Source organism: Exiguobacterium sp. s138 (assembly GCF_018618775.1).
Classification (GTDB): domain Bacteria; phylum Bacillota; class Bacilli; order Exiguobacteriales; family Exiguobacteriaceae; genus Exiguobacterium_A; species Exiguobacterium_A artemiae.
Genome location: NZ_JACSMW010000002.1, coordinates 538,371 through 561,572, shown reverse-complemented (window position 1 = coordinate 561,572; position 23,202 = coordinate 538,371). Strand labels below are relative to the sequence as shown.

The window sequence follows — 23,202 nt, the reverse complement described above, 5'->3', positions numbered from 1 at the left end:
ACGATTGGATTTTTACGTACATCGCTCATCACAGTTCCTCCCTCAAAAGTTGTATGACATATTTTTCATTTTAAAATGATTATTTTACCATTATATATAATTAAAGAACCTTTTTGGTTCAGAATGGAGATAATTATCTAAAAATTCCATCAATTTATTTTTACGATTCGTCCAGAAGGACCGCTTAATCTGGTTAAAGGACATCCGGTAAATGGAAGCGAATAGGATATAAAGTAGAAGATTTCTAAAAGGAGGAATGGCGATGATCATGATTGGTATATTTACCGTGATTGCTGTAGGAATGACGATTTTAGCGGCACGACGAGGTTACCGGGAACGGTTAATGGATGATCTCGTGCGTATACGTCAAACGATCACGAACTGGATATCCATCATCGAAATGACCCGCCGTTCTGGTAAGGAGAGGAAATATTCATGAAAAATAAACAGGAGCGGACCCAGTTCATTCAGGAGGCAAAACGGCGTCTGATGAAACAACGCATGTTGAGTGCACTGTTGTACGGAACAAGTATCGTCCTGATTGTCGCCAATCGCGGGGCTTACTGGCCGTTCGCCGTTCTCATCGTTGCGCTGGTCTTGATTGCCCGCCTGCACTCAAAAGAAGTCAACCGGGATATGGCGCTGACACCGCATCCGGCAATGAAGCGGATCATTCAAGTCCAGTACGTGATTGATTATTGTTTCATCGTCTTAGTCGGTCTTTTTCTGCCGGTCGTATTAAACCTGAGTCTGCCGTTCTTCACGAGTATCGGGGTTTACCTGTTGCTTGCCATTGTACTCTTACTGACGGATACGATTCTTGAACGCCGCGGAAAAGTACTCGATCCCGAGCATCCGACAAAAAAAGAGTTGCGGACCTATCCGAAGACGTGGCAAAAGCTGAAGACATAACGAGGAGGCTATCCGTGCAGGAAACAAACGAAATCTACCAGTCATTGTATGAAAATGAAACACTGCGCGAACAGTTAATTCTCGTTGACCGGCTCGGACTGCCGGATGCCTGGATTTGCGCCGGTTACATCCGGTCGTTGGTTTGGGGGCTGACTTTGACGGGAGAACAGGATATCGATGTCGTCTATTACGACGCGACCGATACATCGGAAGCGACGGAAAAACAGTATGAGGAACAGTTGAAGTCATGGCAACCGTTGCCGTGGTCGGTCAAAAACCAGGCACGGATGCACTTGAAAAACGGGTTGCCTCCGTATCAATCGACCTGTGATGCCATCGCACATTTTCCGGAGACGGTGACGGCGATAGCGGCGAAGTTAACGGACGGACAATTGCAGCTGTATCTGGCCTATGGCGCAGCCGATTTACAGACTCGGACGATCCGTCCGACACCGCTCTTTTCAAAAGGATTACCGCGTCATACGATTTTTCAAAAACGTGTCGCCGGTAAGGGATGGGACAAGCGGTCTGATTTACGGATTGTCGACCGGTTCTAAACAATCAGGATCAACCGTCAAAGGAGGGGTCAGATGGATTTTCGGAAGATGCTGGTTGCCGGCCTCGGTGCCTTGCTGATTTTTTATCTGTTTCGGGAACCGCCGGCGCCTGACTATAAAAAGAAATTTAATGCCTCCATCGAGACCGTGATTAAACTGGAAAACGAAGAACTCGTTTGGCAGAATCACGATCCGATTGTCCGAAAAGAAACGGGTATTGAAGTCAGTGATGACGGGGACTGGATTGAGCTGTACTATGATACACCTTTGCAGGGAGATAAAAAAAGTGTCTACCAAAAGCAGGGTGACCGGTACGTGCGGGTGACGGATATAAAGACGGTTTCCGATCAACTCGATCAGTCGGACACGACGTATATCGAAAACTTGGGAATCAAGTGAAGGAACAGCTGAAGGAATCAGAAAAACGCTGATGCCAGAAGTGACCGGCATCAGCGTTTGTTTCATTATCCTTTAATCGTCCATGTATCCCGCAGTTCGATGATTGTTCCTTCCGGCGCCTTCAGTTTACTGAGGTGACCGTCGACGACAAAATAGATGTTGCCGTCGTGTTTCGGTAAGAACGGCATGCCGAGCTGTTCGAGCCGTGCGACTTCCGCCTGCAGATCATCGACATACAATGCGAAATGGACGGGACCGGCTGCATGTTTCGTATAGGACGTCAAGGTCTCATCGACTTTGTTCGTCTGAAGTTCGATGTAGAAGTCACCGAGCTTCAGCCAGCTGTTGAAGGCACGGGTATGGAAATCAGGGGATTCCTGGACCAGTTCGAAGCCGAGGTGTTCGTAAAACGTTTTCGACGCGGTGTAATCGGTCGTCTGGATACAGAGGTGATGGATTTGTTTCATCGTCAATCATCCTTTCAGGTGATGCGGATTGTATGTAGTCTACAGTAATTTCAAACCAAATTTTATCATAAACAAGCGTCCGTTTCCTTTGTGGGAGACGGACGCTTGTTGATTACGTCAGATCGAATTTCTCTGTCTGATCTGTTAAATAAGAAGATGTTTCGTTTAACGTCTCGACCAAAACATGCAATCCGGAAATCGTCGCAATCATCTGCTCGGAGGCGGCAGCGACTTCTTCGTTGCCGGCCGTATGTTCTTCCGCAACAGCGGCGATCTCCGTCAAGGCACTGCGGATCCGTTCTTCCGTCCGGGCAACATCCAGCATTTGTTGCCGCATACCGGCAGCCGAACGTGCGACGGTTCCGACCTGTCCCGCTATATCAGAAAACGAGCCGTCCGTCGCTTGGATTTCCTGCTGACCGGTCGCCGTTTCCTCCAATGTCTCCATGAAGCGGACTTCCATTTGGGTCGAGTTGCCGGTGATGTTCTGAACAATCGAAGCAATCTGGTCGACGCTGCTTGCGACATGCGTCGATAACTTTTTGACTTCCGACGCGACGACCGCAAATCCTTTTCCCTGCTCGCCGGCACGGGCCGCTTCGATCGCAGCATTCAGTGCCAGTAAGTTCGTTTGCGCCGCGATATCACGGATGATTGTTACAAGTGCCTGGATATCAGTCGACTGTTGTTTTAATTGCCGGACCTGTGCCGCGGCTTCCGCGACATGCGTATGAATCGTATTCATCCGGACGACGGACTGTTTCATCTGCGTTTGTCCTTCTTCGGTCGCACGGCGCATCGTCTCGACAGTCTGTTCGATATGCCGGCTGTCGTCAGCTGTTTTTTGGACAAGAGCCGAGAATCCGGTCATCTCATCCGTCAATGCGAGAGTCGTATGCGTCTGATTTTCCGTCCCGGCTGCGATTTCCGACATCGTCTCGGCAATCTGCGTCGAACCGTCCAACACTTCCGCCGTTCCGGCATCAATCGCCAGACTTGTCTCCGTGACGAGAACTGTCGTCCGTTTGATGTCGACAATCATTGAACCGAGTGTTGTATTCATTTGCTCGATGGAACGGGCCAGCGTATAGATTTCATCTTTAGCCGGGATTTTTAAATGATGCATCGTTTGCTGCGCCCGATCAAGTTTTCCGTCAGCAATCAGCTGGGCGACCGATTGAAGCGTCTCGAGCGGTTTTAATTTTCGTCCGAGTATGTAATACAGCGTACCAAGCGTCAGAGCAAGCAGGATAAGCAAAAGTCCGATGAACAAAGGCAGACTCTGTTTCAGGATCGAAGTCGTCAAGGTTTCGACATCTTTTGCCGCGATATCCACCCCGAGAATTCCAATGACTTGACCTGCTGCTCCTTTAAGCGGCACATAGACACTGATGTACTGTCCGTATTTCGGATCATCGATCATATCCGTCGCATGAGTTTGTCCTTTGAGGACGTCTTTCATGTCGGAGGCGACGGCTCCTGTTGCCGGATCATTGATTTTCGCGGCGTCAGCAAGTGGAAGACCGTCAATCAACAGTTTGACCTTGCCTTGATCGATTTTTGCCGTATAGACATACAATAAGCCGTTTTGCTTTCGTAATTGATCAAGCGATTCGCGTAATTGATCATACGTCGCATCGTTTGTCGGATTCGTTAAGAATTTTTGGTAGGCATCGGTATCAATAGTCTTAGCGATTCGAAACGCATCCTGTTCTGCTGTCTTTTTCAGCGTCGACAACGCGGTTTGTTTCGTCGTCATGTAAAGGGATACACTGCTGAAGACAAAGAAAAGAATGAGTATCAAGCTGATGATGAGCAGTAAACGTGTTCTGATAGAATGAGTCCGTGTCGTATTCATATAAACCTCCTGATGAAGTATTGCGTTGTGCTTATCTAAGTTATCGGTCAGATTTTGAATAAACTATAGAGAGCGTGACTAAAAAAGTTAAAGGATAGAATAACGGTAACTACTTAAAAAACGATAAAAATAAAATGTTTACAGTTAAATAGTTTAGTGTTAAATTATTCAATGCGAGAAGGAATGTGTAGAATATGACGCAAGTATCAAACGACCAGAAAGGATGTCGAACGAATGGAACAAGATCAGCTTTTTAAGATGATACACACGGTGGAAGCCGTGACGAATGAAGCGATCATCGATTGGAATACCCGTTTTCCGCATAACGTCGGAATTTCACCAATCCTGACACTGGGCGAGTTAAAACGAAAAGGACCTCAAAATCAAATGAAGTTAGCAGAAACACTTGGTTTTACGGGAGGAGCGATGACAAACATCGCTAAAAAGCTGATTCAGCTTGAATTGGTCGAGCGGGTCTATAACGAACAGGACCGGCGGCAAGTCTTGCTTCAGATTACGCAGCAGGGCGAGCAAATCTTAAGTGAAGCTCAGGCAATCGGAACACAACAGTATCTTGAACTGTATGACGTGTTGGATGAAGAAGAGATTCGGCTTTATTTGGCAATCAACGAAAAACTGTTGACCCATATCCGGGCAAAGCGTGAGAACGGAGTGAAACGATGAATCGAGTAGCAGGAAAAGTGGCATTGGTGACAGGAGGTGCGTCAGGGATTGGCTTATCGGCCGCGACTTTGCTTGCCGAAGCAGGAGCTGCCGTCGTCGTCGCAGATTATAACGTCGATGGAGCGGAAGAAGTAGCGGCTAAGTTACGGAAACAAGGACGACAAGCTTCTGCCGTCTTCTTGGACGCGTCTGAAGCTGAATCGATCCAGCATGCTGTCGATTTTACCGTCGAGTCGTTTGGGAAAATTAACGTGTTGTTCAATAATGTCGGTCTGACGAACCTTCAGAAAGATCTCGATGTCGTCGCAATGGACTTGGCGGAATGGGACCGATTAATGAACGTCAATGTCAAAAGTGTTTTGCTTGGTGCAAGATATGCGATTCCACATATGAAGGAAGCAGGTGGCGGATCAATCATCAATACAGCTTCGATGTCGGCTTTTGCGGGTGACAGCATCCGTTCTGCCTATGGGACGTCAAAAGCTGCCGTCGTCCAGTTGACGAAGTATATCGCGACGCAGTACGGCAAGGATTTAATCCGCTGTAATGCGATTGCTCCGGGTCTGATTTTGACACCAGCAGCAAAAGAAAACATGAGTCCCAGTCTGCTCGCGACCTTCGAAAAATACAATGCCCTTCCGTATCACGGTGAGGCCGATGACATCGGACATGCCGTCGTTTATCTTGCGTCAGACGAATCCAAGTTCATGACCGGGCAGACGCTACAAATTGAAGGCGGACATTATATCGGCAATCCGACCAGTCCCGATTTTTTAGCGATGCAACCTTAACACCAAGAAACGGAGTGGATGAAAATGAATCGATTAGCAGAAAAAATCGTCTTAGTGACCGGTGCTGGTAGTGGCATGGGAGAAGCCACGGCACTGATGGCGGCGCGTGAAGGTGCCATCGTCGTCGCGACGGATATCAATGAAGAGGCCGTCCGTGCGGTCGTTAAACAGATACTGCTTGAAGGGGGTCAAGCATATGCGTTACGCCACGATGTCTCTTCCCGTGAAAGTTGGCAAAACGTCACGGACATGATCATGCGGGAGTTTAATCAACTGGATGTTCTGGTCAACAATGCCGGCATTGCGCTCAGTACCCCATTTTTAGAGCAGGATGAAACCGATTGGTCCCGGATTTTCAACATTAACGTCAACAGCGTTCTGCTCGGGATGCAACAGGCGATTCACTTGATGCAGGAAACGGGTGGATCGATCGTTAACATCGCCTCGATTTCTGCCATCAGCGGAATGGCGGGAGCCGGCGGATATACGGCATCAAAAGGGGCAATCGATGCGGTAACGCGGGCGGCGGCTGTCGATTACGGCAAGTACAACATCCGGGTCAATGCCGTCTATCCGGGGTACATCGAGACGAAGATGAGTGCCCCGTCGATGACAGCCTATAAAGACTATTTTGAACAGGTAATTCCGCTTGGTCATGTCGGACAGGCCGAAGAAGTCGCGCACGCCGTCCTCTTCCTTGCGACAGATGAAGCGAGTCATATCTCGGGAATCGGTCTTCCGGTAGACGGTGGCGTCACAGCCCGTTAACTCAAAGGAAACGAAAGACGCTGTCCATCCGACAGTGTCTTTTTTTATCGAATAACAGGTCAATTGGTAATAAAAATTCGTTTTTAAAGAATTTTTTTACAAAAAAAGCGGTACAATGGAAGGTGAAAATGACAAACGAAATGAGTGGATATTCATGCTTCAACCATGGAAAAAACGAATGCTGTACGGAACGGCGGGACTGGCCGTTTTTGTCAGTGCAGGTGCTTTATATCTCGGATTGCGTCCGGAGGAACCAAAAGCCGTTTCCTATCCGGTCATTTCGAAGGATCTCACGACGATGACGTTTACGCCGAAAGATGGTCAGGTCATCCTGCTGTATGGAAGCGATATTAGCCGTTATAAAGAAACACAGGATGATCCGCAAGAACCGGGATTGATGACGACACTGTCGAAAACGGGGAAAGAGCTGAAGACAGAAGCAATTGCTGACCCGGATTTCTATTGGATGAGGCTGTCACAAAAAGGAACCGACCCGCGGCACATCTATGCACATCACCCGGATGGCATCGAAGCCGATCACTTTTTTACGTACGATTTAAAACGGGGCACGTTTACAAAACACGAAGTGCCGAATACAGCGATCACGTCCGTTGCCCATTACGGGAAAGATGTCTGGCTGGAATCGAATGCCTCGAAGCCAAAGGAAAACATTCAGTTAATCAACGTCCGGACAGACAAGCGGTATCCGATTGAAGATCGGCTGATGCCGGTCTTTGATTCACCGATTCTTGAACTGGATCAGACGATTGCTTATGCCAACAACGGGACCGAGGATGATCAAGAAGGGGCGGCCGGAATGGTCCTGCTCGACCAAACGACCGGAAAATCACGCGTCATTCGAAAAGCGGACGAACCGTATGCCTATACGGCGTTATACGGTGCGAAAGACACTGCGTATTTTGCAACGACCGACGGCGTGATGATCCGGCTGAAGACGAACGGAACGATGCAGCAAAAGTCATTTTCAGTATTGGATGATGTCAACTACTGGGCGACGGAACCGATGCGGATGATCAACAAACAGACCGGATATCAAATCATTGGCACCGGTGAAAACGATACGGATCAACGGCTCGTCAAGTGGACGTTCGGACAAGCCTTCCGGGTTGAACCGGTCCGACCTGATTTCTGGCAGGCGGGGAACTATTACCGTTACCTGTACCGGAATCCGTATAAGAAGACGTCATATTTCACGGAAAGTAAAACGTCACTTTCCGGAAAAGGCCGATTGATCGTCACGGATGACAACTTAAAAACGTTACGGACGATACCGGTCGCAGGAGCAAACGGCGTGGACTTCGTGATCGATTAACAGCAAAGGGAGGGAATGAAATGGCGTTTGAAGAGGTGTATTTGACAGCAATTCAAGCACGGTTCCGGGCCGTCCGCGAACCGGCGGAGCAGGCACTCGGTTGGCTGAACGAGGAACAGTTCCATCAGACACTGGCGCCGGATACGAACAGTGTGGCACTGTTGATCCAGCATATGACAAACAATATGACGTCACGCTGGACCGACTTTTTGACGACAGACGGGGAAAAGCCGGACCGCAACCGGGACGCCGAGTTTGTCGACCAAGGGCATGATAAAGAGACCTTGCTGACACTATGGAACGACGGCTGGAAACTCGTCGAATCAACGCTTGTTTCCTTGACACCGGACGATCTGGAACGGACCGTCTTGATCCGCGGCGAACCGCATCTCGTCGTCGACGCGATTGAACGGCAACTCGCGCATTATGCCTATCACACCGGACAGCTGATTTTTTTAATGAAGATCCTGCTCGGACCGGACTTTAAACCATTGACGATTCCCTTGCCGCATCAGCGGCACTGAACGAAACAGACCTGCCTCTTTTCGATAAAGAGACAGGTCTGTTTTCATAGTGTACGTGCACTTGGTGTACCGAAGAATTTGGTCGATAATGAAATCGTAAAAGCATGCTCGCCTTTTTTGAGTTTGATGCCTGCAGGAGAATCGATAGCAGCTAATGATCTTCCCATCATGGACTCATGGACGGTCGACTTTTCTAACATCAACAGGTCATATTCAGATGCGTGGAATGATTGGTTCTGAAACTCGACACCCGTCATCAAGAATTTTTTTAAATCATTTGATTCTTCGGACCACTCATTCATCGTATCCTCAAGCTCATATCTGTAGGACCGGTAGCCTTTTGCGCGATCAGACTGTTGACTGAGTTTCAGTGATTTTCCGTCATATTGACCGGGTTTGATGGTCTCGGAAAACCAGATTTTCTGCTTACCCGACGCAAAATATTCGATTCCGGTCAGGTAAAGGGGGCGATCCGTTTGACCGGTCATGACATAGGTCGCGCTATTTACAAAGGCATCTTCCGGTTCTTTGGACTCAACGAATTTAAGTGTCAACGGCAGTTCCGTTGGTTTGATGACTTTTTTCGGACCGGTTTCTTCTGCGGTGCAACCGGCAAGTAAAAGTGCCGATAGTGAACAGACAAGCAGTTGTTTCAACATCCACGTCACGTCCTTCATCTGTAAGTATATTCAGTGTAAGGGGAATGGATGATATTTACAATCTGATTAGGTATCACAGGAAGGACGGATTACATGAAAAAACGTTTTATTCTTTTACTGTCGCTCGGACTATTTGGCTGTTCAGCGACCTGGCAACAACAACCGGCGGAGTCGACAGCTGCGAAACACGTTCTGTATGTCGCGCCGACCGGCAAGGATACGAATGCCGGTTCAATCAAACAACCGCTGAAAACGCTGAAACGGGCCGGTCAGCTCGCGAAAGCCGGCACGACGGTGTACCTTCGCAAAGGAACGTACACGGAAGCGTTGATGGTCAAGCACAGCGGGACGAAACAGGCACCGGTCGTCTTCCGGAATTACCAACAGGAGAAAGTGGTCTTAAGTGGTAAGACGCTGAAACCGAAGGACGGAGACACGGCACTCATTCGGATTGAAAATCGACAGTATGTGACGATTCAAGGACTGATTGTCGCCGATATCAAAACGACACGAACCAACGAAACACCAATCGGAATTTTTGTTAAGGGTACCGGACGGAACATTCAATTGATTGACAACCAGGTCCGGCGAATTCAAACCCATGCGAAAGACGGCAACGCTCACGGGATTGCAATCTACGGCACCGGTCGCTTAAAGCAGATCACCGTTCGGGGGAACCGGGTCGAAGATAATCGGCTCGGGGCCAGTGAAGCTTTGGTTCTGAACGGTAATATCAACGGTTTCTCCGTCACGAACAATATCGTTCGGCGCAACGATAACATCGGGATCGACTTGATCGGTTATGAGGGGGTTGCGACAAAACCGACCGAGGATTATGTCCAAAACGGAACGATTTCCGGCAATGTTGTTTCCGACAGTTCAAGTTACGGCAATCCGGTCTACGGCAAAGAGTACAATGCAGCCGGAATTTACGTCGACGGTGGAAAGCAGCTGACAATCGAAAACAATACCGTCGAGCGGAATGATATCGGCATCGAAGTGACGAGTGAACATGCGGGAAAATACGCGGAACAAGTCACGGTCCGCGGCAATCTGGTCAAACAAAACCGGTTCACCGGTATTTCAATCGGCGGATACGACAGGAAGCGCGGCGGAACGAAGCAGGTCCGGATTACACGAAATCAGGTCACCGGCAATGATACGAAAGGACTGGAAGGGGGACAACTGCTGGTCCAACATGATGTCCGCGATAACCGGATTGACCGCAATACGTTTACGACGGGTCCGGATAATTTGTTTGTCGCCCATTTTTTTAAGACAAGCTCAGGGAATCAGTTCGAACAGAACGCGTACCACTTGGCGAAAGGAACAGCGAAGCGTTGGATTTGGCAGGATCAAGAATACCGCACTCAATCTGCTTTTGAGCGGGCAGTCACGCAATGAATGAAAAACAGACGTCATTCTCCTCCTTGAGGAAAAGTGACGTCTGTTTGTTTAACGGACTTGTACTTTTAGGCATTGTAGCCGACGAACAGTGTGAAAAGCATCAAACCGGCTGAACCGATGATGCAGGTCAGGCAGACGACAGTCGTAAAAATACGCAGCGGCAACGGTAAGCTGACCTGTCTTTTCCAGACGACATACACGACGACGGCACTCGCCATCATCAGTAAAGCCAAAATCGAGAACGGTAACGCCCGTTCCTGAATCAAATAAAAAATATCCAACGTCTCACGTCCTTTCTGTCAGATTCCGAATCAAAGGGGTTGTCCCCTGCAAAATTGAACCTCGTTACGTTATACTAATTATTGTAACATATGGATTAATCACCCAACATGGAATCAGAGAAAGAAGGGGAGACGATTGGCACAATCATTACGCAGATCAGCGACAGATCGTTCGATCCAGGGAGTGTGCGGCGGACTCGCGGAACACTTCGGTATTTCGTCACTGGCCGTCCGGCTGATTTTTATTGTCATTCCGCTTCCGATCAATTTAATCATTTACATGATTCTCGCTAACGCGATGGTGGATGCACCAAGAACGTTGTAAAAACAAACGAACAAAAGGAGGCATGACGATGACAAACGGAAAGATTGCACTTCGTGTGTTAGGTGTTCTGATTGGCGCGATCGTCGGTTTACTGATTGTTTACGAAGCGAAAGGGACCTTTGACGTCAGTGTCCTGCTCGGATTCGTAGTCGGGGTTCTGATTTTTGCCCTGATCAACATCATCTGGGTACGTATCAAACGACCGTAACAGAGGAACAACCGGGACTTTCGAGTCTCGTCACGACACCAAAGTTCGGCATCGGACAGACGGCTTATCTCGTCGCCGGGACAAAACGGATTCTTTGGGACTGCATTACCTATCTCGATCAGGCGGTCATCGAGGAAGTGGGACAACTCGACGCAATGGCCTTGTCGCATCCGCACTATTACGCGACTCAGGTCGAGTGGGCGGAAACATTTGAAATTCCGCTGTACATTCATGAAGCGGACAAGGAATGGGTGACGCGTCCGAGTGAACGGATTGTCTTTTGGTCCGGTGACCGTTTGAAGCTAGCTGACGATGTCGCGTTACACCGTATCGGCGGTCATTTTGACGGGGCGACTGTGCTTGAATGGACGTCAGGGGACGAAGGACGCGGGATTTTACTGACGGGAGATATCGTCCGTGTCGTCGCCGACCGGGCGTGGGTCAGCTTCATGTACAGTTATCCGAACCTGATTCCGTTACCGGCAGCGACCGTCGCTGAGATGGCGTCTGTCTTAAAAGACATCCGCTTTAATCAAATCTACGATGCGTTCCATAAAATCGTTGTGACGGATGCGAACGCAGCCGTCGCCCGTTCGGCAAGCCGCTACATCGAGGCGCTAAGCGGACACGTCAAGGAACGTGAACGGCGATGATTCTTGGGCTTTATGAAGCACATCTACCGGTCCGAGATTTACAGCGCTCAATCGCGTTTTATACGGGACTTGGGTTGAAACTTGATCACATCGTAGATGAAAAAATCGCTTTTCTCTGGATTGTTGAGGATCAGAGTTGGCTCGGTCTTTGGCAAGCGGACCAAGTCGAACTGCCATACCATCCGTCAATCCGCCATATCGCCTTTCACGTTTCACTCGACGGCTTGCGTGAGTCGGTCGCTTGGCTGACGGAACGCGGGTTCACACCGCGTAAAGCGTTTGGTTTTGAAGGAACGGAACCGTTCGTCATGCCGATTGCCCAGCATGCTCATGCGAAGATCCATTTTAACGATCCGGACGGCAACAGTCTCGAGTTCATCACGAAGCTCGATAATCCGCTCGGCGCACAGGATTACATGTACTTAAGCGAATGGGAAAGCCTCTTGAACGAGCGGGGTTTGGTCTTAAGATAATCAAGTCCTCCTCGATTCCTTGTGAGTCAGAGGGGGATTTTTTTGAGATCACATTCTTGTAGGCTCTCTCATGCTTTGAATATACGATTGGAATTAAGTTGCAAAGATGGAGATTATCATTCCCAAAAAAGCCCTGTTTTGAGCGATGGGTCAATGTTTTTCTGAATCTGAGCAGATTGATGTGAAGCGAAAATGGGACTTGTTATGATGAGTGGCAGATAAAATCGTTTTTTCAAAAAATAGTTTCGAAACTAAATGGATGAAACTTGAAATGATGACCTGAAGGAGATTAACCACGTGACGACACCTCAACTAACAAACCCAACCCTTGCTTCTGCGGATATTCTGGAAGCCCTGACCGACAATGTCGCAATGATTCGTTTTGATACACAACGCCGGGTCGTTGATGTCAACGACTTGTTTGCTAAGACAATGAAGTACAAACGCGATGAGATGATTGGCATGCACCACCATTTATTCTGTACGACGGAATTTGCGAATAGCGAAGCCTATCAAAAATTATGGAACAAACTACTGGCCGGTTTCAGCTCGGCTGATAAAATCGAACGGATTGATGCCCGCGGCGACTCGATCTGGCTCGAAGCAACTTATATGCCGATTTACGAAGCAAACCAGGTCGTCGGTGTCGTCAAAATCGCTTCTGATATCACGGACCGGCAAGAAACAATCCAAGAGTATGCGACGTCCTTTGCCGGCATCGCAACCGATTTGGATGACCGATCCACGCAAGGCAAACAGGAGAGCCGTCAACTGAAACAAACGATTGAGAAGATGGCGGACGACGCCAAAGAAAATTTACGGACACTAGCGAATCTGCAGGAACAGTCTTCCGAAATCACAAAAATCACCGGAACGATCAAAGAGATTGCGGCGCAGACCAATTTATTGTCGCTGAACGCTTCGATTGAAGCAGCACGCGCCGGTGAGCATGGAAGCGGCTTTAACGTCGTTGCGACGGAAGTCCGTAATCTCTCGAAACTTGTCGAACTTGCTGTCGTCAATGTCCGCGACACGACGGAACAGATGAACAAGGAACTGGAGCGGATTCAACAGGGCATCTCGCGGGCAAACGCCGATGCATCGTCGAGTGTCTCCGTCATGGAAGAGACGTTGCAACGGTTCGAGACCGTCAGCGAATCGGCCCATGAACTGAATGAAACGGCAAAGAAATTTACGACAGTCATTTAAACGGAAGAGTCATGCCTTTGGGACATGGCTTTTTTTTATGCGTTCATCTGATTCGAACAAAGGCAGTACACACCACAAAAACGATACCGCAGCCGCATAACAAGAGAATCTGTTCGAGACGGACATCAAATGACAGCGAAAGAGACAAGGCCGCATAAGACAATGGAACCAAACCGTTTGACGAAGCGTTGACAAGGCTCATGACCCGTCCCATCATCTGTGGCCGTGTCGTCGTTTGAATCGTCGTCAATATCAGAACATTGATGATGGAGGAGATGCCTCCCATTGTCAGCAGCAGCAGAACGCCTTGCCAGACGTGTCCGATTTGTCCGAGTAACCCAAGACCGACTCCAAGCAGACCAATCAACGACAGCAACAGGCGAAACGACTGGTTGATTGAGTGGGTGAAGCCGATCCAGGCAGCCCCAAGCAGCATGCCAAGCTGATACGCACCTTGGAGATAACTCGGATCAAGGGCTTTACCAAATAAAACCCGGTCGACCAACAGGGGAATCCCCATCAGCAAAGGACCAAAAAAGAAGAAGTTGATGATAATCAGCAGGAAGAGGATCCGTCTTAAGTATGGGTCGGCAAACACATAATGAAATCCTTGCACGAGCTCAAGCCAAGCGGAGGTCCGAGTCGGATTGTCGACAGGATGTTCGCGAATGAAAAAGGTACCGAGCGATGCGAGCAAAAGAAACAGTGCAATCGTCAAAAACAAGAAGTGGAACGATGAGAAGGTCAGCAGTACGCCGCCAAGCAACGGTCCGGAGAATAATGCCATCTGATTGGAGGTTTGAAGAATTGAGTTGGCGCGCGTCAGATCTTCTTTCGAAACGAGAAGGGGCAGCAGTGACGCACTGGCAGGGGAAAAGAACGCATCGATACAACCGAATGTAAAAGCAAATACAGCGAGTGGAACGATCGTCAACAGCTCGAAGTGGTAGACGGACAGCAACAGCAGAACAAAGGTGAATCGCAGCAGACTGGAATAGCGTAAAATGATCGACTTCTTGAACCGATCAGCAATCACACCGCCGAACACCATCAAAAAAATCCGCGGCAACAACGTCAGCATTAAGACGAGACCTAAATAAGCATCAAGTTTCAAGACGCGAAGGATATACCATTGCTCGGCAAACAGGTAGGTCGACAGGGCGAGAAAGGAACAGGTACTGGCGAGCCAAAGTGCTCGAAACGAACGATTCCGCAAGAGCGGTTGATGCGTTTTTTGCTCAGTCGCCTGCATGTCCTCCCTCCTCGTCCGCTTGAACTAACGGTGCATCAATCTCAAACGCCGTCGCCATCACGTAATATAACTTCTTGTCCGCTTCGGATGAAGGATCCTGTTCGATGTCCTGCAACAGTTCCCGGTACCGTTTCGTAAACGCCAAGAATTGTTCAGGTGAAAGCCGGAGTTCTTGTTGGAACGACAGGCTTTCCCAGTCCTCTACGTCAGAGGAACGCGGGGCAAACGAGCGGTCAGGTGCCGTCAAGACCCGTGTTTTCGCGCGGTCGAGGACCTCGATATAAGACTGGCGTGTCGCTTGTTTCGTCTCGACAAGATTCAGGAGATGATCAGCCGGAATGAACCCGCGGGCGACGGCCTGATAAAACTTCAATACATTTCCGCCTCGGACTTCTTCCTTGACGAGTTGAATCAACTGATACTTTTCGAGTTCACGCAGATGATACAAAATCTTTGCCCGGGAGACGTCAAGTTTTTGGGCCAATTGCTGGCCGGTATGTGGCTGTTCAATCAGATGCATCAGCATTTTTGTCCGCATCGGATCACTGATGACTTTGAGTTGTTCGTACTGTTCGAGAATCAAAATCGCCTGCTGTTCCATTATTAACACTCCTTTTTATTAACCGGTTAACTTTTATTAACTGCAATCTTAGTATACATGAATGATTGACAAAATAAACCATCTTCTTAAAAGAAGGAATTGTTTAGTTAAATCAGAACGTTAAACAAAGAACAGATTCTGAACTTACAGAGGAGTGATTCATATGAACCAAGCTCAAGAAATTCAGATCCAGACCGTAATCCGACGTCCGGTCGCCGAAGTCTGGACGTACTGGACGGAACCGGAACACATTAAATCCTGGAACGCAGCGTCCGACGATTGGCATACGACGGAAGCGGCGAATGATGTCCAGGCGGGCGGTCGTTTTTCCAGTCACATGGCAGCAAAAGACGGCAGTATGGGGTTTGACTTCTCCGGCGTCTACCAGGAAGTCATCTTATATGAAAAACTTGCCTATACGCTCGACGACGGACGGCATGTAACGGTACGGTTTACAGCGAACGGGGAGGAAACGGAAGTCGTGGAAACATTCGAGGCGGAGTCGGTGAATCCTCCGGAAATGCAGCAGGCCGGTTGGCAGGCGATCCTTGACCGTTTCAAGGCATACGCGGAACAACAGTGAATACGATCAGACAGCAAAAAGCCCGTCCAATCTGGAACGGGCTTTTCTCGTGTTCAGTTGTTGACTTGAATGATGCGGAAAGACACGGTTCCATCATCTCGGACGACACTGTAACCAAGCCGCCCGTTCGCGAAGAGCGGTTTGGAGTATTCACCTTCCATTTCGGTCAACGGAACGACGGTTCCATTCGACAGGTCCGCATACAGAAGTTGATTGCGTTCTTCCCGGAAGACGATGTGATCCGGCGTCAGAAAACAAAACCCGTCGATCAGGTAATACGGTTCGGGGGTCTTGTAACGATAGGAGATATGGTTCGACACGTGAGCTTGAAATCCCGCAGAACCTTCCGCTCCCGTCACCAGATAATGCTGTCCATAGGCGAAATCAAACGGCATCGTCGTTTTTTTGACGGTTTTTCCGGAAAGTGTCGTATAGGCGGTCGTCTTTTCGTCCGCTTTGTATGTTGTTTGATCGAGAAGAATTCCCGCATCACCGTCCCGTAAGTACTGGGCATAGTCGCCGCTCCGGGTTTCTGCTTCCTTCACTGTCAGTGTTTTTTGTGTCGTGACGTATCCGGTCGCCGCATCATATTTTTGGACGAGTGACCGAGTCTGATCTTTCTGACTGATGTGCTTGATCCAAGAGACATGTGCCGTCGTGACTTGGAGATCCGGATAAAAACGAGACGATTCGCTCCCTTGATCAAGTTGTTGAAGCGAACCGGTTGCTAGGTCCATCACCTCGAGTGTCCAGTTGCTGTTCTCCCCGTTGTCCTGATAACGGATCCAGAACAGTTGTCGTCCGACACCAACCAGCTTATAGATGGCTTGGCTCGTCGAATAAAGTTTTTCCAGGTGTCGATCCGTCAGCGAATAACGGAAAATCGAACTGTTTTTTTCACTTGAGGCATAAAAGTACACGGCTGCTTCATCGATATAGCTCGGACCGGACAGGTAAGGGTAACGTTGATAGACATCTGTTAAGTCGTGACTTGTACTTGGTCCAAGTGTCGAAAAGGTCTCACTGCGGATTAATTCTGTTGGTGCCGGTACCGGCTGAATTGATTCCGTCTTCGGCTGACTGCATCCGGCAAGCAGCAGGACAAGGCTGAATAAGCTGAGTTTTAAAAAATAAGGCATAGCGGAAAACTCCCGTTCTGTTTTAAGAAAATGAAAACTCTATTAGTGTATAGGGAAATAAATCCATTCCCCTAAAAAAGAAGTGGGACTTACAAAAATGTAAGATAATTTTCCAACTATAAATATTCTGAATATTCGTTTAGTAACTTAAAGACCGGGAATATATATCTAAAAGATACTATCTAAAAGATATAGGAGAAACCGATGCCAAAAGAAAACATGACCCGGTATGCGATTTTAGGGCTACTTGCGAGCGGTTGTACGTCAGGCTACGAAATGAAGCATACGATTGATACAAGTCTCAACCACTTTTGGAAGATCAGCTTCGGACAGGTCTATCCGATGCTGAAAACGTTGGTGCAGGAAGGATTGATCGTCGAAGAAACGGGAGAGGGGGATGACCGGAAGACGTTTGTTCTGACACCGGACGGCGAGGCGGAACTCGGACGCTGGGTCGAGGAGCCGACGACGGAACTTCCGGTCCAGCGGAATGAACTGTTGCTGAAACTCTATTTTGCCCGGCATGAATCAAAGGAGATGACGATTCAAAAAATCGACCAGCATGCTGCTCTGCTCCGGGAGCGATTGGAGACATACCAAATGATTGAACAATCGATTTTGGCCTATAAAGAAGCGGATGACGCCATGTATTGGCTGCTGACGCTTGATTACGGCAAACGCAAGACACAAGCACTGCTCGAATGGTGTGAAGCGTCCGTTCAGACACTCGAAGGAGGAACATCATCATGAAACGCGTGATCGCGACACCAAATGAAGACATCGTCGTATTCATCATCGGCTTACGGATCAACCGTCTGCGATCGGTCCGGAAATGGTGGCCGACCGTCCAGGCGATGACACCGATGATTGAGGAATGTTATGAGCAGCAGGTTGGTTTATTGTCGCATGAGATGCTCGTCGGTTGGCGGTCGGTTACGTTGATTCAGTATTGGCGTTCCTCCGACGCTTTGATTGCCTATTCGCACGGTAACCGTCACCTGACCGCGTGGAAAAAGTTTAATCAGTCGTCGCGGGCGAGTAACGTCGTCGGGATTTTCCATGAGACGTTTGAAATCAGCAACTACGAAACGATGTATGTCAATCTGCCGACCCGGGGACTGGCGAAAGCGGTCGGCGAAAGTACAATTCAGAAGCATCAGGAGCAGGCGAAAGACCGGCTTGCGGAACGCAAGGTGTCGACACGTGAATAACGAACGAAGGGAGCGGTTTCCAATGATCCGCTCCCTTGATGTATGTATTACTGTTCTACCCGGACTAATGTTTCACCGCAATTTTGACAAATCGAATTCATTGTTTCGGTACACTCTTTGCAAAAAGTACAGTTGTGCGAACAATGATACGTTTCCTGACCTTCTTCAAATGTCTCCGCACAGCGGGTACAGTTTGTTGCCTGCATGTCGTTCACCTCACTTATGTTTGATCTGTCTTTATTGTACGAAAGCAGAACAGAACCGGACAGACGATTTTCCTTGGAATTCAGTAGCTTCACCTGAAAATGAATGGTAATTTTAAGATATGTCTTCATAATATTAGGAGGGTTGAAAAATGGACGAAATTGATTATGCGATTATCCAAACCTTGCAGGGAGATGGACGGATGTCCTGGACGGAACTCGGCAAAACGGTTGGTCTGTCGACACCGGCCGTCAACGAGCGCGTCAAGAAACTCGAGTACCGTGGTGTCATCGAAGGATATCGGGCCGTCATTAATCCCGTTGCGCTTGAAAAAACCATCATGGCGATTTTGATGTTCGAAGATACAAAATGCGACGCGTTTATCGCGTTTTGCCAAGATCATCCGGATGTCATCGAGTGCCACCGGCTCGCCGGAACGTTTAACTTCATGGTCAAATTGTATACGCCGTCCGTCGAGACACTGGAAACGTTTATCGATGCTTCGATGAAGTACGGAAAACCATCGACCTGGATCCGCTTGTCGTCACCTGTCGCGTTTAAGGCGTTTACGGTAGGAGATGGAGTACTGATATGAAAAGTGTTATCAGGCAACGAATCGAACAACAAGTCGGTTCGATCGATTCGATCCGTCCCGTTGCCGAGCAGGGGGGAACAGCCATCGTCTACTATGTGAAAACGTTAGATGGCACCTATATCCTCAAGCAGGCAAGCTTACCCCGTTACCGCGAGTGGTTGGCGCAGGAAGCGACAGTAATGCAGACGTTTAAGTCACAACAACATATCACCATCCCGACATATATTGATTATATGAAAGACGAGCAACAGGATTATTTACTGATGTCCTACATAGCAGGTGAGACGTTGACAACGACACTCGAGAATGCTTCCGAACGGCAGCGTCTTGAGTTGATTCGAGGATTTGGACGGTTTCTCCGACAGCTCCATACGAAGGAGATTAGCTCTGCCCATTCTTCACAAGATTGGCTGGATAAACAATTGCTGCAAGCCGATCACTACATGAAACAGGGATGGACAAGTGGTTCAAGCGAGTTGCTTCACGCGTTATCCACCAAGCATCCGGAACCTGTTCCGGCGACGTGGATACACGGGGATTGCACGACGGATAATCTGTTGGTCCGAGACAACGCAATTGTTGCGTTTATTGATCTAGCCGGAATGACGGTCGGTGATCGCCGCTACGATGAAGCTTTGGCGACACGATCTTTTGGGACGGATATCAAGATGCTCGATGCCTTCTACTCAGGATATGGATTTTCACCAATCTCAGAAGAAACATTCCGCTTTTTCGATGACGGATTGTATGAATTTTATTGAAAAAATTGAAAATGATAAACGGCTACCCCCTGAACTTTTAAAGGAAATAACCGCATGATTATGTTTTAAGTTAAGTACAACACTTCGTTGCTTCTTCGACCTGGTTTTCCGGAATCAGGACTTGGCCGTCTTTGACCGTAAACTCAATATCATGAGCTTTCAGACGCTCGATTTGAGCCGGTGTCTCTTCACCCCATGGAACGGTTTTCGGTTGCTCGGCAGCACATCCGGCGAGCAGTAGGCTACTTGCGAACAGCAATGGTTTTAACATGAATTCCACTCCTGTCAGGATATCCGTTGATTTTTGTTGAAAAACAGTTGTTTCAACTGCAGGCCGTCGCTAGCAAGACCACTGGATAAGCGAATCGGAAGAAGGTTAAGCAGGATAAAGATGACTGAAACTTGAATGAAAGGCTGAGCAAAAAAATGCATGGTCGGACTCGGAAACAGCAGACTCAGGATCAAAATAATTATACCACCTATCAAGTTGGCACCAACTCCGCCGAGTAATACAATAGCTCGTTGTCCGCGGCTGACCGGAATCTCTGACGGTTCAGATTGATGCAGTCCTTCCCAAAATTGCTTTCGAGCGATGGAAAAATGACCGATTCGCAGAAACGGTTCACCTTTCCCAATTGAAATTGATTTTAAGCGCAAACCGACTAACCGGGCGGCAAACGCATGCCCGTATTCGTGCAGAATCAGACTCGGAAAGTAAAAGGCAAGCATGATTAAATTAAATAAAAGAAAATGCATCATCTTCCTCCTCTCATTCACAAACATAACAAAAATGGTTAATTAAGGCAAATGAACTTCTTGTTATTCAGATAAAATCCAGAAAAGAGTGATATTGATGGAATTCATAAAACTACCTAACTTCCCCATAGAAATCTTTCCGTCGAAACACTCTGTATCCCGCAAAATCATCTGTTTGTACCATGGATGGGGATCAAGCGTGACAAAATATGAAGATTTCGCCCGGATGCTTTCGGAACAAGGATTTACGGTCATCGTGCCGGAACTCCACCTGCATGACAGTCGCGATCGGCTGGAGGCATACTTTGACCACGGTGTCGTCGAACGACATTTCTGGCAGATCGTTTTTCAGAGCATTGAGGAGTCCGTTACGCTCGTGAAGCAGTTGAACGTAACACAAGCAGACACCATCTGGCTCGGTGTTTCGATGGGGGGATTCATCGCGAGCGGTATCGCTGCGAAACAACAGGGAAGTGCCGGGGTAATCAATATCAACGGCTCCGGATCCTTTTTGTTTTCGGAACAGCTTTTTCGACAGCGCGATAACAGAGCTGATTTAACAATGGAAGAAGAACAACGTTTGCAGGCATATGATCCTGTCCTGCAAGCAACGTCCGCGCCGACGTTATTCGTACACGGTCAGTGCGATACGGTCATTCCGATCGAGACGCAGGAACACTGCGTGCAACAATCAACGGAACTGAATCGTGATTTGACGTTTCTTAAATATCCGTCCATCAATCATACGGTATCGGATCAGATGATTTCGGATGTCCTGGATTGGTTAAATCAGCGCTTTTAATGTTAGACGGAAGAACCGGACACCTGCCTGAGGTGCCCGGTTTTTTAGTGCGGAGTGATCCATACAAAACGCTCATCATCAGTGTCGCGATAGCGAAACATGATGCAATCCTTATCAGCATACTGGTTGTCTTCCTTGTTTTCTACCGCAGGATTTTATCAAGCGCTTTCCCTTTTGCCAGTTCATCAATCAACTTGTCGAGATAGCGGATTTCCCGCATCAACGGATCTTCGACGTTTTCGACCCGGACGCCACAGACGACACCTTTGATTAACAATCGACGTTCCTGCATGTCCGGCGCCTCCGCAAAAAAGGCTTCGAATGTCGTCTGATCTGTTGCCAGCGTTGCGAGTTGTTGCTCCGAGTAACCGGTCAGCCAGCAAATGATCGTATCGACTTCCTGTTTCGTTCGACCCTTGCGTTCCGCTTTTGTCACGTAAAGCGGATAGACACTCGAAAACGCTGTCGTGTACAACCGATGTTTCGTCATCGTATTTCCTCCTCATGACTAATTATTACCAAAAGTGTAGCATACCGAACGCTCGAAATGGACCCCTCCAGATAAAACAAAGACCGTCCTTTTCGCACGAAAGGAACGGTCTTCACCAATCATTTTTTTAAATCGATGACATGGAATTCAATCTGTTCGTCGTCCGATACCCCGTATGCGAGCTTCCCGTTGACATAAATCGGTTTGGACGTCGTATCAGCCATATCCTTTAAAGGAGCAACGGTGCCGCGCGCAAGATCGGCGTACCAGAGTCGCGTCATACTCTCCCGGAAAATGACGCGGTCAGCCGACAAAAAGCGGAACGCGTCAACTGTCAGCCGGTTATCGGCCGGTTTGAACTGGTAACCTGTTTTTTGCGCCTTCTTGTTCAGGAAGAGGGCTGATCCTTCTTCACCGGCCGCGACATACTTTTTGCTGTGCTCAAAATCAATCAGCCCGTTCATCCGTCGTTTGAACGTGCCGTCAAACGTCTCGAGTGTCGGTGTTTGATGACCGTTCTTAATATGCAAAATCAGTCCGGCATCGCTCCGGCGGAAGTCAAACGGGTACTGCCCCTCCCGCTTTTTGCCTTCCTTTAAAACATACTGCTGATGGATGATGATGGCGTCTTCCGCCACATCAAACGACTTGAGGAGCGTTTTCGTTCGCGTCGGTGTCGCTTCCTGCGTCATCCAGGAGATCCGTTTTGAGGAGGCATCGAGATAAGGAATCGCCGTATCATGACGGCTGATACCCTGATCCAGCGTATTGATGTTTCCCGTCTTTAAGTCCATCGAACGAATCGTCCATTTTTGTCCCGACTGGGTCGGGTTGGATTCGACCCAAAACAGGTAATGCGATACCCCGGTCATCATACCGATCGTCCGGTTGACCGTATGCAATACTTGATTATCGTTCGACCCTTGGCTGTACCGGTAAATGTAGCTTTTACTGGCGGTGTCACTCGTTTGTTTCACATGCGTATAGTAGATCGATTGCTGATACAGATAGTCCGGCGCAATGAGGACGGTTTGTCCGGTAAAGAACGGGCTCAGGTTGTATTTCTGATGGCTTCCAAGCGTAACCATTTCCGATTGTCGCTTCAGCGGCATGTATTTTCCATAGTTGGACAACGGAGCAACGACCGGTTCAACGGTTGGCGCAGCTTGAGCCTTCGTATCGTTCGGGTGCTGCTTCGTAACCGTCGAATCAGTGCATCCTGCCGTGGCGACAAGCGTCAACGTCAACGCCGCCGTAAAGAAAGTCTTCCGGGACATAGTATGTGGTCTCCTTTAACTAA

General features: G+C 48.5%; 32 protein-coding genes and 1 pseudogene. 21 read left to right on the top strand and 12 right to left on the bottom strand.

Annotation, left to right across the window (positions count from 1 at the left end; translation table 11 throughout):
• Window positions 1-262 precede the first annotated feature (262 nt).
• The 4 genes from KNP91_RS06825 to KNP91_RS06810 are packed head-to-tail and all read left to right on the top strand — an operon-like array spanning window position 263 to window position 1,868.
• Window positions 263-439, top strand: a complete 177-nt coding sequence (locus tag KNP91_RS06825) for a hypothetical protein (protein WP_214849437.1) — start codon at window positions 263-265, stop codon at window positions 437-439.
• Window positions 436-912, top strand: coding sequence for a hypothetical protein (locus KNP91_RS06820; RefSeq protein WP_214849310.1), 477 nt, complete (start codon window positions 436-438; stop codon window positions 910-912). Before KNP91_RS06825 ends, KNP91_RS06820 begins: the two co-directional genes overlap by 4 nt.
• Window positions 913-926: 14 nt before the next feature.
• Window positions 927-1,469: a nucleotidyltransferase family protein gene (locus tag KNP91_RS06815; protein ID WP_214849309.1), complete on the top strand. Its 543-nt coding sequence runs from the start codon at window positions 927-929 to the stop codon at window positions 1,467-1,469.
• Window positions 1,470-1,502: 33 nt separating this feature from the next.
• Window positions 1,503-1,868, top strand: coding sequence for a hypothetical protein (locus tag KNP91_RS06810; protein ID WP_214849307.1), 366 nt, complete (start codon window positions 1,503-1,505; stop codon window positions 1,866-1,868).
• A 65-nt stretch (window positions 1,869-1,933) separates the two neighbouring features.
• Here KNP91_RS06810 and KNP91_RS06805 read toward each other — a convergent pair whose 3' ends face one another.
• Together KNP91_RS06805 and KNP91_RS06800 are read right to left on the bottom strand one after the other, a co-directional pair.
• Entirely contained in the window at window positions 1,934-2,335 is a 402-nt protein-coding gene (locus KNP91_RS06805) for a VOC family protein (RefSeq protein ID WP_214849305.1), read from the bottom strand.
• A gap of 112 nt (window positions 2,336-2,447) precedes the next feature.
• The gene (locus KNP91_RS06800; protein ID WP_214849303.1) at window positions 2,448-4,193 is read right to left on the bottom strand and encodes a methyl-accepting chemotaxis protein; all 1,746 of its coding nucleotides are present in this window, start codon (window positions 4,191-4,193) and stop codon (window positions 2,448-2,450) included.
• Window positions 4,194-4,427: 234 nt separating this feature from the next.
• On the opposite strand from KNP91_RS06800, the gene KNP91_RS06795 reads away from it, so the two are divergent.
• The 5 genes from KNP91_RS06795 (at window position 4,428) to KNP91_RS06775 (ending at window position 8,293) form a co-directional block, all read left to right on the top strand.
• Window positions 4,428-4,877, top strand: a complete 450-nt coding sequence (locus tag KNP91_RS06795) for a MarR family winged helix-turn-helix transcriptional regulator (RefSeq protein ID WP_214849301.1) — start codon at window positions 4,428-4,430, stop codon at window positions 4,875-4,877.
• Window positions 4,874-5,668, top strand: a complete 795-nt coding sequence (locus KNP91_RS06790; RefSeq protein ID WP_214849299.1) for an SDR family NAD(P)-dependent oxidoreductase — start codon at window positions 4,874-4,876, stop codon at window positions 5,666-5,668. The genes KNP91_RS06795 and KNP91_RS06790 overlap by 4 nt, the downstream gene beginning before the upstream one ends.
• A gap of 24 nt (window positions 5,669-5,692) precedes the next feature.
• Window positions 5,693-6,436 (top strand): SDR family NAD(P)-dependent oxidoreductase, encoded by a 744-nt coding sequence (locus KNP91_RS06785; protein ID WP_214849297.1) that lies wholly within the window; start codon window positions 5,693-5,695, stop codon window positions 6,434-6,436.
• Between the two features lie 154 nt (window positions 6,437-6,590).
• Window positions 6,591-7,769: a hypothetical protein gene (locus tag KNP91_RS06780; protein ID WP_214849295.1), complete on the top strand. Its 1,179-nt coding sequence runs from the start codon at window positions 6,591-6,593 to the stop codon at window positions 7,767-7,769.
• Window positions 7,770-7,789: 20 nt separating this feature from the next.
• Window positions 7,790-8,293 (top strand): DUF1572 family protein, encoded by a 504-nt coding sequence (locus KNP91_RS06775; RefSeq protein WP_012370390.1) that lies wholly within the window; start codon window positions 7,790-7,792, stop codon window positions 8,291-8,293.
• A gap of 44 nt (window positions 8,294-8,337) precedes the next feature.
• Here KNP91_RS06775 and KNP91_RS06770 read toward each other — a convergent pair whose 3' ends face one another.
• On the bottom strand, window positions 8,338-8,952 hold the full coding sequence (locus KNP91_RS06770; protein WP_214849293.1) for a hypothetical protein: 615 nt from the start codon (window positions 8,950-8,952) through the stop codon (window positions 8,338-8,340).
• A 93-nt stretch (window positions 8,953-9,045) separates the two neighbouring features.
• On the opposite strand from KNP91_RS06770, the gene KNP91_RS06765 reads away from it, so the two are divergent.
• On the top strand, window positions 9,046-10,356 hold the full coding sequence (locus KNP91_RS06765; RefSeq protein ID WP_214849291.1) for a right-handed parallel beta-helix repeat-containing protein: 1,311 nt from the start codon (window positions 9,046-9,048) through the stop codon (window positions 10,354-10,356).
• A 68-nt stretch (window positions 10,357-10,424) separates the two neighbouring features.
• Here the strand turns inward: KNP91_RS06765 and KNP91_RS06760 are convergent, their stop codons facing one another.
• Window positions 10,425-10,640, bottom strand: coding sequence for a hypothetical protein (locus tag KNP91_RS06760; protein ID WP_214764801.1), 216 nt, complete (start codon window positions 10,638-10,640; stop codon window positions 10,425-10,427).
• A gap of 136 nt (window positions 10,641-10,776) precedes the next feature.
• Here KNP91_RS06760 and KNP91_RS06755 point away from each other — a divergent pair, with 136 nt between their 5' ends.
• The 5 genes and pseudogenes from KNP91_RS06755 to KNP91_RS15800 all read left to right on the top strand — a co-directional run bounded on the left by KNP91_RS06755 (window position 10,777) and on the right by KNP91_RS15800 (window position 13,508).
• Window positions 10,777-10,965, top strand: coding sequence for a PspC domain-containing protein (locus KNP91_RS06755; protein WP_214764800.1), 189 nt, complete (start codon window positions 10,777-10,779; stop codon window positions 10,963-10,965).
• A gap of 28 nt (window positions 10,966-10,993) precedes the next feature.
• Window positions 10,994-11,173 carry a hypothetical protein gene (locus KNP91_RS06750; RefSeq protein WP_214849288.1) on the top strand — a complete coding sequence of 60 codons (180 nt, stop codon included), beginning with the start codon at window positions 10,994-10,996 and terminating at the stop codon, window positions 11,171-11,173.
• Window positions 11,155-11,826: pseudogene (locus KNP91_RS06745) on the top strand (MBL fold metallo-hydrolase); the annotation flags it as partial. The gene KNP91_RS06750 and the pseudogene KNP91_RS06745, both read left to right, overlap by 19 nt.
• A complete protein-coding gene (locus tag KNP91_RS06740) occupies window positions 11,823-12,299 on the top strand; it encodes a VOC family protein (protein ID WP_214849283.1) in 477 nt (158 codons plus the stop codon). The pseudogene KNP91_RS06745 and the gene KNP91_RS06740, both read left to right, overlap by 4 nt.
• A gap of 297 nt (window positions 12,300-12,596) precedes the next feature.
• Window positions 12,597-13,508: a methyl-accepting chemotaxis protein gene (locus KNP91_RS15800; protein WP_214849280.1), complete on the top strand. Its 912-nt coding sequence runs from the start codon at window positions 12,597-12,599 to the stop codon at window positions 13,506-13,508.
• Between the two features lie 43 nt (window positions 13,509-13,551).
• Here KNP91_RS15800 and KNP91_RS06730 read toward each other — a convergent pair whose 3' ends face one another.
• Both KNP91_RS06730 and KNP91_RS06725 read right to left on the bottom strand, forming a co-directional pair.
• Window positions 13,552-14,760, bottom strand: a complete 1,209-nt coding sequence (locus KNP91_RS06730; protein WP_214849277.1) for an MFS transporter — start codon at window positions 14,758-14,760, stop codon at window positions 13,552-13,554.
• Window positions 14,747-15,361: a winged helix-turn-helix domain-containing protein gene (locus KNP91_RS06725; protein WP_214849274.1), complete on the bottom strand. Its 615-nt coding sequence runs from the start codon at window positions 15,359-15,361 to the stop codon at window positions 14,747-14,749. The genes KNP91_RS06730 and KNP91_RS06725 overlap by 14 nt, the downstream gene beginning before the upstream one ends.
• 163 nt (window positions 15,362-15,524) lie before the next feature.
• On the opposite strand from KNP91_RS06725, the gene KNP91_RS06720 reads away from it, so the two are divergent.
• Window positions 15,525-15,944, top strand: a complete 420-nt coding sequence (locus KNP91_RS06720) for an SRPBCC domain-containing protein (RefSeq protein ID WP_214849273.1) — start codon at window positions 15,525-15,527, stop codon at window positions 15,942-15,944.
• A gap of 53 nt (window positions 15,945-15,997) precedes the next feature.
• On the opposite strand, the gene KNP91_RS06715 is transcribed toward KNP91_RS06720, so the two are convergent.
• Window positions 15,998-17,083, bottom strand: a complete 1,086-nt coding sequence (locus KNP91_RS06715; RefSeq protein ID WP_214849272.1) for a TolB-like translocation protein — start codon at window positions 17,081-17,083, stop codon at window positions 15,998-16,000.
• Between the two features lie 204 nt (window positions 17,084-17,287).
• Here KNP91_RS06715 and KNP91_RS06710 point away from each other — a divergent pair, with 204 nt between their 5' ends.
• On the top strand, window positions 17,288-17,833 hold the full coding sequence (locus KNP91_RS06710; protein WP_131972695.1) for a PadR family transcriptional regulator: 546 nt from the start codon (window positions 17,288-17,290) through the stop codon (window positions 17,831-17,833).
• Window positions 17,830-18,294: a DUF4188 domain-containing protein gene (locus KNP91_RS06705; protein ID WP_214849271.1), complete on the top strand. Its 465-nt coding sequence runs from the start codon at window positions 17,830-17,832 to the stop codon at window positions 18,292-18,294. The genes KNP91_RS06710 and KNP91_RS06705 overlap by 4 nt, the downstream gene beginning before the upstream one ends.
• A gap of 47 nt (window positions 18,295-18,341) precedes the next feature.
• Here KNP91_RS06705 and KNP91_RS06700 read toward each other — a convergent pair whose 3' ends face one another.
• Entirely contained in the window at window positions 18,342-18,500 is a 159-nt protein-coding gene (locus tag KNP91_RS06700) for a DUF1272 domain-containing protein (protein WP_012370403.1), read from the bottom strand.
• Between the two features lie 149 nt (window positions 18,501-18,649).
• Here KNP91_RS06700 and KNP91_RS06695 point away from each other — a divergent pair, with 149 nt between their 5' ends.
• The gene (locus KNP91_RS06695) at window positions 18,650-19,093 is read left to right on the top strand and encodes an Lrp/AsnC family transcriptional regulator (RefSeq protein ID WP_214849270.1); all 444 of its coding nucleotides are present in this window, start codon (window positions 18,650-18,652) and stop codon (window positions 19,091-19,093) included.
• Window positions 19,090-19,854, top strand: coding sequence for a phosphotransferase (locus KNP91_RS06690; RefSeq protein ID WP_214764786.1), 765 nt, complete (start codon window positions 19,090-19,092; stop codon window positions 19,852-19,854). Before KNP91_RS06695 ends, KNP91_RS06690 begins: the two co-directional genes overlap by 4 nt.
• 70 nt (window positions 19,855-19,924) lie before the next feature.
• Here KNP91_RS06690 and KNP91_RS06685 read toward each other — a convergent pair whose 3' ends face one another.
• A complete protein-coding gene (locus KNP91_RS06685) occupies window positions 19,925-20,125 on the bottom strand; it encodes a hypothetical protein (protein ID WP_114595793.1) in 201 nt (66 codons plus the stop codon).
• Window positions 20,126-20,139: 14 nt separating this feature from the next.
• Window positions 20,140-20,610, bottom strand: a complete 471-nt coding sequence (locus KNP91_RS06680; RefSeq protein WP_214764785.1) for a site-2 protease family protein — start codon at window positions 20,608-20,610, stop codon at window positions 20,140-20,142.
• 97 nt (window positions 20,611-20,707) lie between these two features.
• On the opposite strand from KNP91_RS06680, the gene KNP91_RS06675 reads away from it, so the two are divergent.
• Window positions 20,708-21,412 (top strand): alpha/beta hydrolase, encoded by a 705-nt coding sequence (locus tag KNP91_RS06675; RefSeq protein ID WP_251135918.1) that lies wholly within the window; start codon window positions 20,708-20,710, stop codon window positions 21,410-21,412.
• 142 nt (window positions 21,413-21,554) lie between these two features.
• Here KNP91_RS06675 and KNP91_RS06670 read toward each other — a convergent pair whose 3' ends face one another.
• Window positions 21,555-21,902 carry a DUF2200 domain-containing protein gene (locus KNP91_RS06670; protein ID WP_214764783.1) on the bottom strand — a complete coding sequence of 116 codons (348 nt, stop codon included), beginning with the start codon at window positions 21,900-21,902 and terminating at the stop codon, window positions 21,555-21,557.
• Between the two features lie 119 nt (window positions 21,903-22,021).
• A complete protein-coding gene (locus tag KNP91_RS06665) occupies window positions 22,022-23,179 on the bottom strand; it encodes a hypothetical protein (protein ID WP_214764782.1) in 1,158 nt (385 codons plus the stop codon).
• Between the last annotated feature and the right edge of the window lie 23 nt (window positions 23,180-23,202).